Source organism: Actinomadura sp. NPDC049382, assembly GCF_040677125.1.
Taxonomy (GTDB): domain Bacteria; phylum Actinomycetota; class Actinomycetes; order Streptosporangiales; family Streptosporangiaceae; genus Spirillospora; species Spirillospora geliboluensis.
This window is the reverse complement of sequence record NZ_JBFARO010000019.1, coordinates 24,047-39,985: the sequence shown is the minus strand read 5'-3', so window position 1 is coordinate 39,985 and position 15,939 is coordinate 24,047. Positions and strand designations below refer to the sequence as shown.

The window sequence follows — 15,939 nt, the reverse complement described above, 5'->3', positions numbered from 1 at the left end:
TCTGGGTGCGGATCGGGGAACTGAGCCGGCGGACGGGCGTCAACGCCCACCAGCTGCGCTACTACGAGGCCCGCGGCCTGCTGGCGGCGGACCGCCGCGCGAACGGCTACCGCGAGTACGACGAGTCCGCCGTGCTGCGGGTGAGGGAGATCCGGCATCTGCTCGGTGCCGGCCTGTCGTCCGAGGACATCGCCTACCTGCTGCCCTGCGCGGTCGGAGAGGCCCCGGAGCTGCTCGGATGCCCTGAACTGCTGACCGCGATGCGGTCGCGGCTGGAGCGCCTGGACGAGCAGATGACCAGGCTCGCGCAGTCCCGCGACGCCCTCGCCGACTACATCGACGCGGCCGAACGAACCGCCGCCGAGAACTACCCGCCCTTCGACGACTGCCAGGCCCCCGTCCCCGCCTGAACGGCCTTTCGTGCGGGCACGCGGTGCCCGGCGGCTGGGTCAGGTCAGGTCTTCCAGGGTTCGGACGAGGTCGGTGGGGGCCGGCTGGGCGAGGATCTCCGCTTGGAGGCGGGTGGCGGCCGCGCGGACGGCGGGTTCGGTGAGGACGGTCGTCGCGGCGGCCTTGATGGCGTCGGCGGCGGTCTCGTCGGCGATCATGCCGATGCCCGCGCCGGTGGCGGCGAGGCGCTGGGCGTTGAAGATCTGGTCCGCGACCGGGGCGATGACCAGCTGCGGGACGCCGTGGCGGGCGGCGGTGAGCAGGGTGCCGGCGCCGCCGTGGTGGACGACCGCGTCGCAGCTCGGCAGCAGCAGGTCGTGCGGGAGGCCGGAGACCAGGCGGGCGCCGGCGGGCAGTTCGCCGACCAGGGCGTGGTCGCGTTCGGGGATGGTCGCCACGATCTCCACGTCGAGGCTCTCCAGGGCCTTGAGGATCTCCGGCACCAGGTAGCCGTCGGAGCCGACGAGCTGGGTGTTCACGGTGCTCCAGGTGACGCACACCCGGGGGCGGCGCGGGGGTTCGACCAGCCAGCCGGGCAGTTCGGCGTTGTCGTTGTACGGCGTGTAGCGCACCGGTATCCGGTCGGGGACCTGGATCTGCAGGGACGCCGGGCACGGGTCGATGTTGCGCAGGGCGTGGTCGGCCTGGGGTTCCACCCCGTACCGCTCGTAGAGGCGCACCAGGTCGGGCGGCCATTCGGCAGGGGGCGCCCCTAGGCCGGGGAAGCCGGCGTGCCGGGAGATGTCCGGGCCCCACAGGTGGCGGATGAGGCGGGCGCCGGACGCCGCGGCCGCGAGGGGGGCGGCGAGCACGATCGGGACGGTCACGATGACGTCCGGCCGCCAGGTGCGGGCGAACGGCACCAGGTCTTCGGCCATGTCCTCGGCGGCCCGCACGTGCGGCGCGAGCCGGGCGTGGCGGAGCCGGCGGACCGTCTCCGGGGGCAGCGCGGCGAGGTCGCCGGGGCGGGGCGCGCGGCCGATCTCGCGCTGGATGCCCTGGTGGGCCTCGGCGAGCCCGGCGGTGAAGTCGTAGCGCCCGCCGGCGCGGAGCACGGGCATGCCCGAGCGGACCACGGCGTCCACCGGGGGCCGGGCCGCGATCCGCACCTCGTGCCCGGCGGCGCGGCACGCCCACGCGAGCGGGACGAGGTGGAAGTAATGCGCGATGCCGGCCAGCGGAGTGAACAGGATCCGCACGGTCTCTCCCTTCCCCGGAATGAGGGTGGCCCGAGCACACCAGCGCGTTCTTAAGCACCGGCAAAGCACGGCCATGCGGGGACCGCCAAGTCATGCGTTAGGTGGGCTTAAGGCCGCGTCCGGAGGGTGAACAGCGACCAGCACACCGAAGAAGGGAACCGCCATGCGGCCGTCCGTGCGGAAGCCGGGGACCATCGCGCTCACGACGTTGACGGCGCTCGCCTGCGTGAGCGCCGGGTCCGCCGCGCACGCCGAGAGCAAGCGGTGGGACTGCGTGAACATCACCGGTCTCACGGAGGTCGTGACCATCGTGGACCGGACCGACGTCGCGCCTCCGGGGCCGAGCCTCGGGGACGTCTCGACGTTCCACGACGAGTTCTTCGACGCGTCCGGCGCGAAGGTCGGCACGGCCGACGGCACGGCGAAGCTGATCCCCGTGGTGCTGGACAACCTGCAGTGGGTCGACAGCACCGACGTCTACGGCGACGGGACGATCCGGGCCACCGGGATCACGTCCATCAGCCAGGCGCTCGAAGGCAAGGTGCTGACGCTCAGCGCGGTCGGCAAGAGCGGCCGTTACGCGGGCAAGTTCGGGACGCGGACGTTCCGGCTCGTCGAGCAGCGGGACGGCCAGAACGTCTACGAGACGAATTACCGGCTCTGCGGCTGAGACACGACGACATGGACGACGCGTACGCGATCGTAGGCATCGCCTGCCGGTTCCCCGGCGCCCCCGACCCGGCCGCTTTCTGGCGCCTGCTCCGCGACGGCCGCGACGCCGTCTCGCGGGCGCCCGCGGACCGCTGGGGCGGACGTCCGGTGGACGGTCCGGGCGGCCACGGCGCCTTCCTGGAGCACATCGACCGCTTCGACGCCGGCTTCTTCGGCGTCTCCCCCGTCGAGGCGACGACGATGGACCCGCAGCAGCGGCTCGTGATGGAGCTCGGCTGGGAGGCCCTGGAGGACGCCGGGATCGTTCCGGCGTCGCTGGCGGGCACCGCCACCGGGGTCTTCGTCGGCGCGACGTGGGGCGACTACGCCGCGCTGCTGTACCGGGACGGCGGCGCGGCGATGAACCGGCACTCCATGACCGGCATGAACCGGGGTGTCATCGCCAACCGGCTCTCGTACGCGTTCGGGCTGCGCGGGCCCAGCATGACGGTGGACACCGCGCAGTCGTCGTCCCTGGTCGCGGTGCATCTTGCGGTGCAGAGCCTGCGGCGCGGCGAGTCCTCGCTCGCCCTCGCCGGCGGCGTCAACCTGGCGGTGCTGCGGGAGAGCACGAGGAGTTCGGAGCTGTTCGGCGGGCTGTCCCCGGAGGGGCGGTGCCGCACCTTCGACGCCCGCGCCGACGGCTATGTGCGCGGCGAGGGCGCCGGGATCGTGGTGCTCAAGCCGCTGGCCCGCGCCCTCGCGGACGGCGACGCCATCTACTGCACGGTCCTCGGCAGCGCGGTCAACAACGACGGCGACGGGCCGGGGCTGACCGTGCCGAGCCGCGACGCCCAGGCCGAGGTGGTGCGCCGGGCCTGCGCGGACTCGGACGTCGACCCGGCCGGGGTCCAGTACGTGGAGCTGCACGGCACCGGAACCCGTGTCGGCGACCCGATCGAGGCGGCGGCGCTCGGGCGCGCGCTCGGCTCGGCCCGGACGCCGGGCGATCCGCTGCGCGTCGGCTCGGTGAAGACCAACATCGGGCATCTGGAGGCGGCGGCGGGCATCGCCGGCCTGATCAAGACGGCGCTCGCGCTGCGGCACCGGTTCCTGCCGCCCAGCCTGAACTTCGCCTCGCCGAACCCCGCGATCGACCTCGATGCCGCCAACTTGACCGTCCAGGTCGAGCCCGAGGACTGGCCGTCCGGGACGCCGGTCGCCGGGGTCAGTTCGTTCGGCATGGGCGGCACCAACTGCCACGTCCTGCTCGGCGCGACGAGTGCGGAGACGTCCGCCGTCGCGGACACCGGACCTGCGGCGGCGGTCCCGCCGGAGTGGACGCCGTGGGTGCTGTCGGCGGCGAGCCGGAGGTCGCTGCGGGCGCAGGCGGCGCGGCTGCGGGAGCACGCCGGCGGCGGGCCGGCGTCCGCGCTCGGCGATGTGGGATGGTCGCTGGCCACCACCAGGACGTCCTTCGCTCACCGCGCGGTGCTGGTCGGGCGGGGTCGCGATGACCTGCTGGACGGCCTGGACGCGCTCGCGCGCGGGCTCCCGGCCGGCGGCCTGACCGAGGGCACCGCCTCCGACCCCGGCAAGACCGTGTTCGTGTTCCCCGGCCAGGGCTCGCAGTGGGCCGGGATGGCCGTCGACTTGCTCGACTCTTCCGAGGTCTTCGCCGGGGAGCTGGAGCGCTGCGCCGAGGCGCTCACCCCGCACACCGACGGCTGGTCGCTCATCGACGTCCTGCGGCAGGCCCCCGGCGCGCCGCCGCTGGACCGGGTGGACGTCGTCCAGCCCGCGCTCTTCGCGGTCATGGTGGCGCTGGCGGGGCTGTGGCGGTCGCTCGGCGTGGCGCCGGACGCGGTGGTCGGCCATTCGCAGGGCGAGATCGCGGCGGCGTGCGTCGCGGGCGCGCTGTCGCTGGAGGACGCCGCGAAGGTGGTGGCGCTGCGCAGCCGGGCGCTCGCCACGCTGCCCCGCGGCGGCGGCATGGCGGCCGTCGCGCTGTCCCGGGCCGAGACCGAAGCCCGCCTCGCGGGCCTCGGTCCGGGGCTCGCGGTCGCGGCGGCCAACGGCCCGCGCTCGACGGTGGTGTCCGGCGACGCCGAGGCGGTCGCCGCGCTGGTCGCGGCGTGCGAGGCCGACGGCGTCCGCGCGCGGACGGTGCCCGTGGACTACGCGTCGCACTCCCCGTACGTCGAGCCCGTCCAGGACGACCTGCTGGCGGCGCTCGCGGGCATCACGCCCCGGGAGTCGGAGGTGGCCTTCTACTCCACGGTGACCGGTGGGCGGATCGACACCGCGCAGCTGGACGCCGCCTACTGGTACGCCAACCTCCGCCGGCCGGTGCTGTTCGACCGGGCGGTGCGGGCCCTCGCCGAGGACGGCCACCGGGCCTTCGTCGAGGCGAGCCCGCACCCCGTGCTCACCGCGGGCGTGCAGGAGACATGGGAGGACGCTTCAGCGGAGCCGGACGCGTCCCCCGTGGTCGTCGGTTCGCTGCGCCGCGACGACGGCGGGTGGGAGCAGATGCTGGAGGCGCTGGCCCGGCTCCACGTCCACGGCGTCCCGGTGGCGTGGGCCTCGGTCTTCGGCGGACGGGAGGTCCGCCGGGTCGCCCTGCCCACCTACGCCTTCGACCGCGAGCGGTACTGGCCGGACGAGACCACGCCCACGGCAGCGGCTCCGCTGGAGGCTCCCGCCCGTCCGGTGGTCGTGGAGGCGGCTCAGGAGACCGCCTCGGAGCACGATCTGCTTGACCTCGTCCGCGCGAACATCGCCGTCATCGCCGGGCATTCCGCGCCCGGCGCCGTGGACGCCGCCCGGACGTTCAAGGAACTCGGCTTCGACTCGGTGTCGTCGGTGGAGCTCCGCAACCGGCTCGGCGCCGCGACCGGGCTCCGGCTCCCCGCCGCGCTCCTCTTCGACCATCCCACCCCCGCCGCCGTGGCTCGGCACCTGCGCGCCGAACTGGCGGGCGAGCCGGTCGGCGACGCGGCCGCGGCCGTGCCGGCGGCGGACGACTCCGACCCGATCGTCGTCGTCGGGATGGGCTGCCGCTTCCCCGGCGGGGTCGGCTCCCCCGAGGAGCTCTGGCGGCTGGTGCTGGACGGCGGCGACGCGATCGGCGGCTTCCCGGCGGGACGGGGCTGGGACCTTCCCGGCCTGTACGACCCCGACCCGGACGCGCACGGCAGGTCCTACGTCCGGGAGGGCGGGTTCCTCCACGACGCCGACCGGTTCGACCCGGCCTTCTTCGGCATCAGCCCGCGCGAGGCCACCGCCATGGACCCGCAGCAGCGGCTGCTGCTGGAGACCTCGTGGGAGGCGCTGGAGCGGGCCGGGATCGATCCCGGCGCGCTGCGCGGCACGCCGGTCGGCGTCTACGTCGGCGCGATGTCGCAGGACTACGGGCCGCCCCTGCACCAGGCGCCGGCGGGCCTGGACGGCCATCTGCTCACGGGCGGGACGGCGAGCGTCGCGTCCGGCCGGATCGCCTACACCCTCGGGCTGGAGGGGCCGGCCGTCACGGTCGACACGGCCTGCTCGTCTTCCCTGGTGGCGTTGCACCTGGCGCGGCAGTCGCTCCGGCAGGGCGAGTGCTCGCTCGCGATCGCCGGGGGCGTCGCGGTCATGGCCGGGCCGGGGATGTTCGTGGAGTTCTCCCGGCAGCGCGGGCTGGCCCGCGACGGCCGGTGCAAGGCGTTCGCCGCCGCCGCCGACGGCACCGCGTGGGCGGAGGGCGCGGGGATGCTGGTCCTGGAGCGGCTCGGCGACGCCCGCCGCAACGGCCATCCCGTCCTCGCCGTACTGCGCGGTTCGGCCGTCAACCAGGACGGCGCCAGCAACGGGCTGACCGCGCCGAACGGACCGTCGCAGGTGCGGGTGATCCGCGCCGCGCTCGCCGACGCGGGCCTCGCGCCGGACACGGTGGACGCGGTCGAGGCGCACGGGACGGGCACCGCGCTGGGCGACCCGATCGAGGCGGAGGCGCTGCTCGCCGCCTACGGGCGGGGCAGGCCCGCGGACCGTCCGCTGCGGCTCGGTTCGCTCAAGTCCAACATCGGGCACGCGCAGGCCGCCGCGGGCGTGGGCGGGGTCATCAAGATGGTGATGGCGCTGCGGGAGGGCGTCCTGCCGAAGACCCTGCACGTGGACGAGCCCACCCCGCACGTGGACTGGTCGGCGGGCGCGGTGTCGCTGCTCACCGAGGCCGCGCCCTGGCCGGACGCCGACAGGCCGCGCCGCGCCGGGGTGTCGTCGTTCGGGATCAGCGGCACCAACGCCCACCTGATCGTCGAGCAGGCCCCCGAGGACGCGGCCGCGGGCGGTGCTCCGGAGGACGGGAGGCCGGGCGGCCCGGTGCCGCTGACGGTCTCGGCGCGTTCCGAGGGCGCACTGCGCGCGCAGGCCGAGCGGTTGCGCGCGTTCGTCGCCGACCCCGGCCGGGACCTCGACCTCGACGACCTCGGCCGGTCCCTGGCGTTCGGCCGCGCGTCGTTCGAGCACCGCGCCGTGGTCGTCGCCGGTGACCGGGACGCGGCGGCGGCCGGGCTGGCGGAGCTGGCGGCGGGCGACGCGGGCGCCGGGGCCCTCCGGGGCATCGCGGGCGCTCCCGGCCGGACGGTGTTCGTGTTCCCCGGGCAGGGGGCCCAGTGGGCGGGGATGGCCCGCGAGCTGCTGGCGTCCTCGCCGGTCTTCCGCGCCCGGATGGAGGACTGCGACCGCGCGCTGTCCCCGCACGTGGACTGGTCGCTGCTGGACGTGCTGCACGAGGCCGAGGGCGCGCCCGGCCTGGACCGGGTGGACGTCGTCCAGCCGGCCCTGTTCGCGATGATGGTCTCGATCGCCGCGCTGTGGCGGTCCTTCCGCGTCCGCCCGGACGCCGTCGTCGGGCACTCGCAGGGCGAGATCGCGGCGGCGTGCGTCGCGGGCGCGCTGTCGCTGGAGGACGCCGCGAAGGTGGCGGCGCTGCGCAGCCGGGTCCTCACGGCGCTGGCCGGGACGGGCGGCATGGCCTCGGTCGCGCTGCCCGCCGCCGAGGTCGCGGCGCGGCTGGAGGACCGGGCCGGGCAGCTGGAGATCGCCGCGGTGAACGGGCCGGCCGCCACGGTCGTCTCCGGCGCCCCGGACGCGGTCGCCGCGTTCGTCGCCGACTGCGAGGCCGGAGGGGTGCGCGCCCGCACGGTCCCGGTGGACTACGCCTCGCACTCCGCCCACGTGGAGGCCATCGAGGAGGCGCTGGCGGAGGCGCTCGCCGGGATCGAACCGCGCTCCACCGATGTCGCGTTCTACTCGACCGTCACCGGCGAGCCGGTCGACACCGCGACCTTGGACGCCGGGTACTGGTACACCAACCTGCGCCGGACGGTGCTGTTCGAGCCCACCGTGCGGGCGCTGCGGGACGCCGGTCACGGGGTGTTCGTCGAGGTCAGCCCGCATCCCGTACTGACCACCGGCATCGCGGACGCGCTCGGCGGCGGGCCCGCGGGCACCGTGGTCGCCGGTTCCTTGCGGCGCGACGACGGCGGCATGGAACGGATGCTGACGTCCCTGGCGGAGCTGCACGTCCGCGGCGTCGAGGTGGACTGGGCACCTGCCTTCAGCGCTCCCCGCGCCGGGAGTGTCAAGAGCGAGCTGCCGACCTACCCGTTCCAGCGCAACCGCTACTGGCTGGACGCGTCAGCGGGCGGCGGCTCGCTCGACGGTCTGGACCATCCGCTGCTGACGTCCGCCTTGGACCTCGCCGATGACGGACGGCTGGTGCTGACCGGCCGGGTCTCGACCTCGGCGCACCCGTGGCTGGCCGACCACGCCGTGGCGGGCACCGTGCTGCTGCCCGGGGCCGCGCTGATCGAGCTGGTGTCGTGCGCGGCGGAGCGGGCGGGGTGCGCGCAGATCGACGATCTGACCCTGGAGGCGCCGCTGGCGCTGCCGGACGGGGCCGAGGTCCGGATCCAGGTGACCGTGAGTCGGGAGGAGGCGGGGCGGCGGTCGGTCGCGGTCCACGCACGCGGCGGCGCGGACGACGACGAGCCGTGGACGCGGCACGCGACCGGCGTCCTCGCGGTCGAGGCCCCGGCCGGGGACGCGGGACCGGACCGGCTCGCCGCCTGGCCGCCGCCGGACGCGACCCCGGTCCCGGTGTCCGGCCTGTACGAGCGGCTGGCCGAGGACGGCTACGAGTACGGTCCCGCCTTCCAGGGGCTCCAGAGCGCTTGGAAGGTCGGCGACACCGTTTACGCCGAGGCAATCCTCGCCGAGGAGCAGACCGCCGACGCGGCCCGGTTCGGTGTCCATCCCGCGCTGCTCGACGCCGCGCTGCACGCGCTCGCGCTCGGCGGGCCGCTGGGGTCCGGCGGGCCGGGCCAGGTCGCGCTGCCGTTCTCCTGGTCGGGGGTCCTGCTGCACGGTTCCGGTTCCAGGGTGGCGGCGGTGCGCGTCCGCTGGTCTCCCTTGTCGGACGACACGGTCGAGGTGCTGCTCAGCGACACCTCCGGCAACCCGGTCGCGGCGGTGCGGGCCCTGACCACGCGCCAGGTGCGGCTGGACGAGATCGCCCCCGCCACGTCCGACGCGCTCTACGAGATCGCCTGGACGCCGGTCGAGACCTCCGAGAACGACACCGTCGCGGTGGCCCTGTTCGAGGACGTCATCCCGTCGGACGCGGCCGTCCCGGAGTTCGTCCTCTACACACCCCCGACCGCAGCACCCGAGACCGCCCCGCCCGACGCGGCGCGGTCGGCTGCTCACGCCGCCCTTGAGGCGGTGCAGCGCTGGCTGTCCGATGACCGCTTCGCCGAGTCGCGGCTGGTGGTGCACACCCGGCGGGCCGTGGCCGTGTCTCCGGACGAGACCCCCGATCCCGCCGCCGCCGTGGTGTGGGGGCTGGTCCGTTCCGCCGAGCGGGAGAACCCCGGCCGGTTCGTCCTGCTCGATGCCGAGGATGCCGAGAACACAGCGGCGGCGCTGGCGACCGGCGAGCCGGAGCTCGCCCTGCGCGGCAGCGGTGCGCGAGCACCACGGCTCGTCCGGACGGCGCCGGGCACGCAGCCGCTTCCCCGGTTCGGCGACGGAACCGTCCTGATCACCGGAGCGAGCGGCACCCTCGGCGGGCTGGTGGCACGCCGTCTGGCAGCCGAGCACGGCGTCCGTCACCTGCTGCTGCTCAGCAGGCGCGGCGCCGACGCGCCCGGCGCGCGGGAGCTGGAGGCCGAACTCGCCGCGCACGGCGCCGCCGCGACGTTCGCCGCCTGCGACGCGGCCGACCGCGACGCGCTCGCCGCCGTCCTCGGCGCGGTGCCCGACGACCGTCCGCTCGTCGCCGTCGTGCACGCGGCCGGGACGCTCGATGACGGCGTTGTCGGCGCGCTCACCCCGGACCGGCTCGACACGGTGCTGCGTCCGAAGGCGGACGCGGCCTGGCACCTGCACGAGCTGACCCGCGACCTGGATCTGGCTGACTTCGTCCTGTTCTCGTCTGTGGCCGGGACGGTCGGCACGCCGGGCCAGTCCGGCTACGCCGCCGCGAACCGGTTCCTGGACGCGCTCGCCGAGCAGCGCCGCGCCGAGGGCCTGCCGGCGCGGTCGCTTGCCTGGGGCCTGTGGGCGGAGGCGAGCGGCATGACCGGCCACCTCGACGCCGCCGACCTGGCGCGGATGGCGCGCGGCGGCGTCCTGCCGCTGCCCACCGACCAGGGGCTGGCGCTGCTGGACGCCGCGCTGACGACCGACACGGCCGTGCCGGTCCCGGCCCGGATCGACGCCAAGGCGTTCCGTGGCAGGGACGGCGCCGGGATCCCGGCCGTCCTGCGCGGCCTGGTCCGCACGCCCGCGCGCCGCACCGCGACGGGCGCGACCGGCCCGGCGGACTGGCCGGCGCGGCTGGCGGCGCTCTCCCCCGAAGAGCGGGAGCGCACGCTGCTGGATCTGGTCCGCACCCACACGGCGGCGGTGCTCGGCCACGCGCCCGGCGAGCGCGCCGACGGCGACCGCGCGTTCAAGGAGCTGGGCATCGACTCGCTGACGGCGGTCGAGTTGCGCAACCGGCTGACGGCGGCGACGGGGCTGCGGCTCCCGGCGACGCTGGTCTTCGACCACCCGACCCCCGCCGCGCTGGCCTCGCGCCTGCGAGCGGAACTGATCGGCGGCGCGGAGGACCGCGCACCCACCGCCGCGTCCGCGGCGGCCGACGAGCCGATCGCGATCGTCGGCATGGCGTGCCGCTTCCCCGGAGGCGTCCGTTCGGCCCGGGACCTGTGGCGGCTCGTCGCGGCGGACCGGGACGCCATCGGCGCCTTCCCCGAGCACCGCGGCTGGAACGTCGAGGAGCTCTACGACCCGGATCCGGACCGGCCGGGCACCAGCACCACCCGGCACGGCGGGTTCCTCGACGGCGCCGAGCTGTTCGACGCCGACTTCTTCGGGATGAGCCCGCGCGAGGCCCTGGCCACGGACCCGCAGCAGCGGCTCCTGCTGGAGACCACCTGGGAGGCGTTCGAGCACGCCGGGATCGACCCGGACACGGCGCACGGCAGCCGCACCGGGGTCTTCGCCGGGGTGATGTACGGCGACTACGGCGCGCGGCTCCGGACGGCCCCCGAGGAGCTGGAGGGATACCTGCGCAACGGGAGCCACGGCAGCGTGGCGTCCGGCCGGGTCGCCTACACGTTCGGCTTCGAGGGCCCTGCGGTCACGGTAGACACGGCCTGCTCGTCCTCCCTGGTCGCCCTGCATCTCGCCGCGCAGGCGCTGCGGAACGGCGAGTGCGACATGGCCCTCGCCGGCGGCGTCACCGTCATGGCGACGCCGATGACGTTCATCGAGTTCAGCCGGCAGCGCGGCCTCGCGCCCGACGGCCGGTGCAAGCCGTTCGCGGACGCCGCCGACGGCACGGGCTTCTCCGAGGGGATCGGCATGCTGCTGGTGGAGCGCCTGTCGGACGCGCGGCGCAACGGGCACCGCGTCCTCGCCGTGGTGCGCGGCAGCGCGGTCAACCAGGACGGCGCCAGCAACGGGCTGACCGCGCCGAACGGTCCGTCGCAGCAGCGGGTGATCCGCGCCGCGCTCGCCGCCGCCGGGGTGGCCCCGCACGAGGTCGACGCCGTGGAGGCGCACGGGACCGGGACCACGCTCGGCGACCCGATCGAGGCCCAGGCCCTCCTCGCCGCCTACGGGCAGGACCGGCCGGACGACCGTCCGCTGTGGCTCGGGTCGGTCAAGTCGAACATCGGGCACGCGCAGGCCGCCGCGGGCGTCGCCGGGGTGATCAAGATGGTCATGGCGATGCGGGCGGGCGTGCTGCCCCGGACGCTGCACGTGGACCGGCCGACCTCGCACGTGGACTGGGCGGCGGGCGCGGTCCGGCTGCTCACCGAGCCGGTCCCGTGGCCGGAGGCGGACCGTCCCCTCCGGGCGGGCGTCTCGTCGTTCGGAGTCAGCGGCACCAACGCCCACGTCGTGCTGGAGTCCCCACCGCCGCCCGCGCCGGCGGACGCCGAGGCTACTCGCGACGACGCCCCCGCCGTCCTGGCGGACGCCGTCACGCCCTGGCTGCTCTCCGGCAAGAGCCCGGACGCGTTGCGCGACCAGGCCGCCCGCCTCCTGGACTTCATCACCACGGAGACCGACCCGGCGGCGGCCGACCCCGTGGCGGTCGGGCGGGCCCTCGCCGCGCGCACCCACCACGACCACCGGGCCGTGATCGTCGGCAGCACGCCCGACGTCCTGCGCGACGCGCTGGACTCGCTCATCCGGGACGACCCCGCCACCGCGCTCGTCCGGGGCACGGCCGCCGCAGGCGCGTCCGGCGGGACCGTGTTCGTCTTCCCCGGCCAGGGCTCGCAATGGGAGGGCATGGCGGTCGAGCTGCTGGACGCCTCGCCGCTGTTCCGCCGGCACATGCGCGCCTGCGCCGAAGCGCTGGCCCCGCACGTCGACTGGTCGCTGGAGGACGTTCTGCGCGGCGCTCCGGATGCACCCCCGCTGGAGCGGGTCGATGTCGTGCAGCCCGCGCTGTTCGCCGTGATGGTCTCGCTCGCCCGGGTGTGGGAGGCGTGCGGCATCCGCCCGGACGCGGTGCTCGGCCACTCCCAGGGCGAGATCGCCGCCGCCCACGTCGCCGGGGCGCTCAGCCTGGAGGACGCCGCCGCCGTGGTGGCGATCCGCAGCCGGGCGATCACCGCGCTCGCCGGGACGGGCGCGATGGCGGCGGTGCCGCTGCCCGCCGCGCGGGTCCGCGACATGCTCGCGGGCGCGTACGAGGAGGTGCGGGTCGCGGCGGTCAACGGCCCGTCCGCCACCGTCGTCGCGGGCGACCCGGACGCGGTCGCGCGGCTGGTCGCGGACTGCCGGAGCGCGGGCGTCCGGGCCCGGACGATCCCGGTGGACTACGCGTCCCACTGCCACCACGTGGAGGCGGTCGAGGAGCGGCTGCTCGCCGAACTCGCGCACGTCCGGCCGCAGGCTCCGGCGGTCCCGTTCTACTCCTCCGTCACCGCCGCCCGGATCGACACCGCCGAACTCGACGCCGCCTACTGGTACCGGAACCTGCGGCGGCCGGTGCGGTTCGAGGAGGCCGTCCGGCTGCTGCTGGCGGACGGCCACGGCCTGTTCGTCGAGGCGAGCCCGCATCCGGTGCTGACCGGGCCGGTCGAGGAGACCGCCGAGGACGCGGGCTCCGGCGCCGCCGCGCTCGGCACGCTGCGGCGCGACGACGGCGGGGCGTCCCGCCTGCTCACCTCGCTCGCCCAGGCCCACGCGCACGGCCTGCCGGTGCGCTGGGACCGGCTCTTCGCCGGGCGGGACGGCGAGCCGGTGCCGGAGCTGCCCACCTACGCCTTCCAGCACCGGCCCTACTGGCTGGACGCGCCGCCCGAGACGGACGCGGCGGCGGGCGTCTCCGCGGCCGGGCTCGACCCGCAGGACCATCCGCTGCTGGCCGCCGCGACCGAGCTTCCGGACGGCGGACGGCTGTTCACCGGACGGCTCTCGCAGGACGACCACCCGTGGCTGGCCGACCACCGGGTGCTGGACGTGGTGCTGCTGCCGGGGGCGGCGCTCGCCGACCTGGCCTTGCACGTCGCGGCGCGCACCGGATGCGGGCGCGTGGACGACCTGACACTGCACACGCCGCTGGTCGTCCCGGAGGGCGGCGGCGTTCAGGTGCAGATGCTCGCTGGGCCACCGTCCGGTGCGGACGGCCGGCGGGCGCTGACCGTCCGGTCCCGGCCGTCCGGTGCCGAGGACGCCGAGTGGGAACAGCACGCCACCGGCACCCTGGCCCCGCTCTCGGCTGTGAAGGGGCCGCAGAACACCGAGGCGTGGCCGCCGCCTGATGCCGAGCCGGTAGCCGTGGACGACCTCTACGACACGCTGCTCGACCAGGGCCTCGGCTACGGTCCCGCCTTCCAAGGTCTGCGCGCCGCCTGGCGCCGCGCCGACGACGTCTACGCCGAGGTTGAACTAGGCGCAGACCTCGACACAGGCGGCCATCTCCTTCACCCCGCACTGCTGGACGCCGCCCTGCACACGGTGTTCCTGCGCCCGGCCGCGAGCCAGGGCGCCGATGGCGTGCCGCTGCCATTCGCCTGGACGGGCGTGACGTGCCATTCGGCCGCGCCCACCGCGCTCCGCGTGCGCCTCACTCAGACGGGCGACGAGTCGGTCTCGCTGGAGGCAGCCGACGCGGACGGCCGTCCGGTCGCCACGGTCGAGTCCCTCGTGATCCGGCCCATCAGTCCCGAGCGGCTGCGTCCGACCGGGGACGCCGGCGGCGTGCTCCACCGGGTCGACTGGGTCGCCGCCCCGATTCTGGGCGGCGCCGCACCGGGCCGGGCGTGGGCGGTGGTCGGCGGCGACGCGGCCCGCGCGGCCCTGCGGCTCGGCGGCCTCGCGGGACGGACGCACTCCGGCCTCGACGAGCTGCGCGCCGCCGTGGACGCGGGCGCCCCGGTCCCCTCGGCCGTCCTCGTCCCGATCAGCGGCGGCGAGGTGCACGCGACCGTGCGGGACGCGCTCGCGCTGCTGCAGGGCTGGCTCGGCGACGACCGCTTCACCGGCTCCCGGCTGGTTCTGGTGACCCGGGACGCGGTCGCGACCACCGGCGAGCCGGATCTGTCCGCCGCCGCGGTGTGGGGTCTGGCCAGGTCCGTCCAGAGCGAGCACCCGGGCCGGGTCACCGTCGTCGATCTCGACGGGACGGACGCGTCCGCTGTGGCGCTGCCCGCCGCGCTGGCCGGAGACGAACCGCAACTGGCGCTGCGGGACGGTGCCGTCCGGGTGCCGCGCCTGGTCCGGGCCGCGCCGCCGGACGGAGGCGGCGCGGCCCCCTCCTTCGACTCGGTGCTCATCACCGGCGGCACCGGGACGCTGGGCGGCGCCCTCGCCCGCCACTTGGTGGAGCGCCACGGCACCCGGCGGCTGGTGCTGGCCGGCCGGCGTGGCCCGACCGCACCGGGCGCCGCCGAGCTGTGCGACGAGCTGGCCGCGGCGGGCGCCGAGGTCACGGTCGCGGCCTGCGACGCCGCCGACCGGGACGCGCTCGCCACGCTGCTCGCCGGGCTGCCGGACTTGACGGCGGTGGTGCACGCCGCCGGGGTCCGCGACGACGGCACCGCCATGTCGCTCAGCCCCGGTCAGGTGGACGGCGTGCTGCGGGCGAAGGCCGACGCCGCCTGGAACCTGCACGAGCTCACCCGTGACCGCGACCTATCGGCCTTCGTCCTGTACTCCTCGTCCGCCGGGGTGCTCGGCACGGCGGGGCAGGGCGGCTACGCCGCCGCCAACGCCTACCTCGACGCGCTGGCCGCGCACCGCCGGGCGCTCGGCCTCCCCGCCCTCTCGCTCGCCTGGGGGCTGTGGGAGCAGGACACCGGCATGACCCGCGACCTGAGCGGCGCCGACCGGGCACGCCTCGCCCGGACCGGCCTCGCCCCGCTGGACACCGCCGCCGGGCTCGCCGCCTTCGACGCCGCGCTCGCGCTGGACGAGGCCGTGGCCGTGCCGCTGCGGCTGGACCGCGCGCGGCTGCGCGAGCAGGCCGCCGCCGGTCTGCTGCCGCCGCTGCTGAGCGGACTCGTCCGCGTACCGGCGGGACGCGCGGCGGCGACCGGCGACGGCGGCCTGACACGGCGGCTGGCCGGGCTGGACGCGGCGGAGCGCCGCGCCGAGCTGCTCGCGCTGGTGCGCGGCGAGGCCGCCGTGGTCCTGGGGCACGGCTCCCCGGACCGCGTCGACCCCGAGCGCGGCTTCCTGGACATGGGCTTCGACTCGCTGACCGCGGTGGAGCTCCGCAACCGCCTGGCCGCCGCGACCGGCCTGCGGCTGCCCGCCACGATGGGCTTCGACTACCCCGACCCGGCGGCGCTGGCCGGCTACCTCGGCGAACGGCTCGCACCGCGCGAGGCCGCCGGCGCCCAGCCCGTCCTGGACGAGATCAGCCGGCTGGAGCCGCTGCTGCCCGCCGTCACCCGCGAGGCCCGCGCCGAACTCGCCGCCCGCCTCGAGGACTTCCTGCTGAAGCTGACCGGCGCCGACCCGGCCGCCGCGGTCGGCGCCCGGATCGAGTCCGCCACCGACGACGAGGTCTTCGACTTCATCGACAAGGAGCTCGGAATCACCTGATGTCCGCCAGTGC

The 15,939-nt window shown here is 76.1% G+C and carries 4 protein-coding genes; 3 read left to right on the top strand and 1 reads right to left on the bottom strand.

Going from position 1 to position 15,939, the window contains the following annotated elements; translation table 11 throughout:
* Positions 1-5: 5 nt before the first annotated feature.
* Positions 6-410, top strand: coding sequence for a MerR family transcriptional regulator (locus AB0K34_RS14780; RefSeq protein WP_364548732.1), 405 nt, complete (start codon positions 6-8; stop codon positions 408-410).
* A gap of 39 nt (positions 411-449) precedes the next feature.
* On the opposite strand, the gene AB0K34_RS14775 is transcribed toward AB0K34_RS14780, so the two are convergent.
* Complete coding sequence (locus AB0K34_RS14775) at positions 450-1,649, bottom strand: nucleotide disphospho-sugar-binding domain-containing protein (RefSeq protein WP_364548730.1); 1,200 nt, start codon at positions 1,647-1,649, stop codon at positions 450-452.
* 163 nt (positions 1,650-1,812) lie between these two features.
* Here AB0K34_RS14775 and AB0K34_RS14770 point away from each other — a divergent pair, with 163 nt between their 5' ends.
* Positions 1,813-2,319: a hypothetical protein gene (locus tag AB0K34_RS14770; protein ID WP_364548727.1), complete on the top strand. Its 507-nt coding sequence runs from the start codon at positions 1,813-1,815 to the stop codon at positions 2,317-2,319.
* Positions 2,320-2,330: 11 nt separating this feature from the next.
* Complete coding sequence (locus AB0K34_RS14765) at positions 2,331-15,926, top strand: SDR family NAD(P)-dependent oxidoreductase (RefSeq protein WP_364548724.1); 13,596 nt, start codon at positions 2,331-2,333, stop codon at positions 15,924-15,926.
* Positions 15,927-15,939: the final 13 nt, after the last annotated feature.

Excerpts from the sequence above, each read along its gene's own strand:
- AB0K34_RS14770 (WP_364548727.1), top strand. The coding sequence starts at position 1,813 with ATGCGGCCGTCCGTGCGGAAGCCGGGGACCATCGCGCTCACGACGTTG.
- AB0K34_RS14765 (WP_364548724.1), top strand. The coding sequence starts at position 2,331 with ATGGACGACGCGTACGCGATCGTAGGCATCGCCTGCCGGTTCCCCGGC.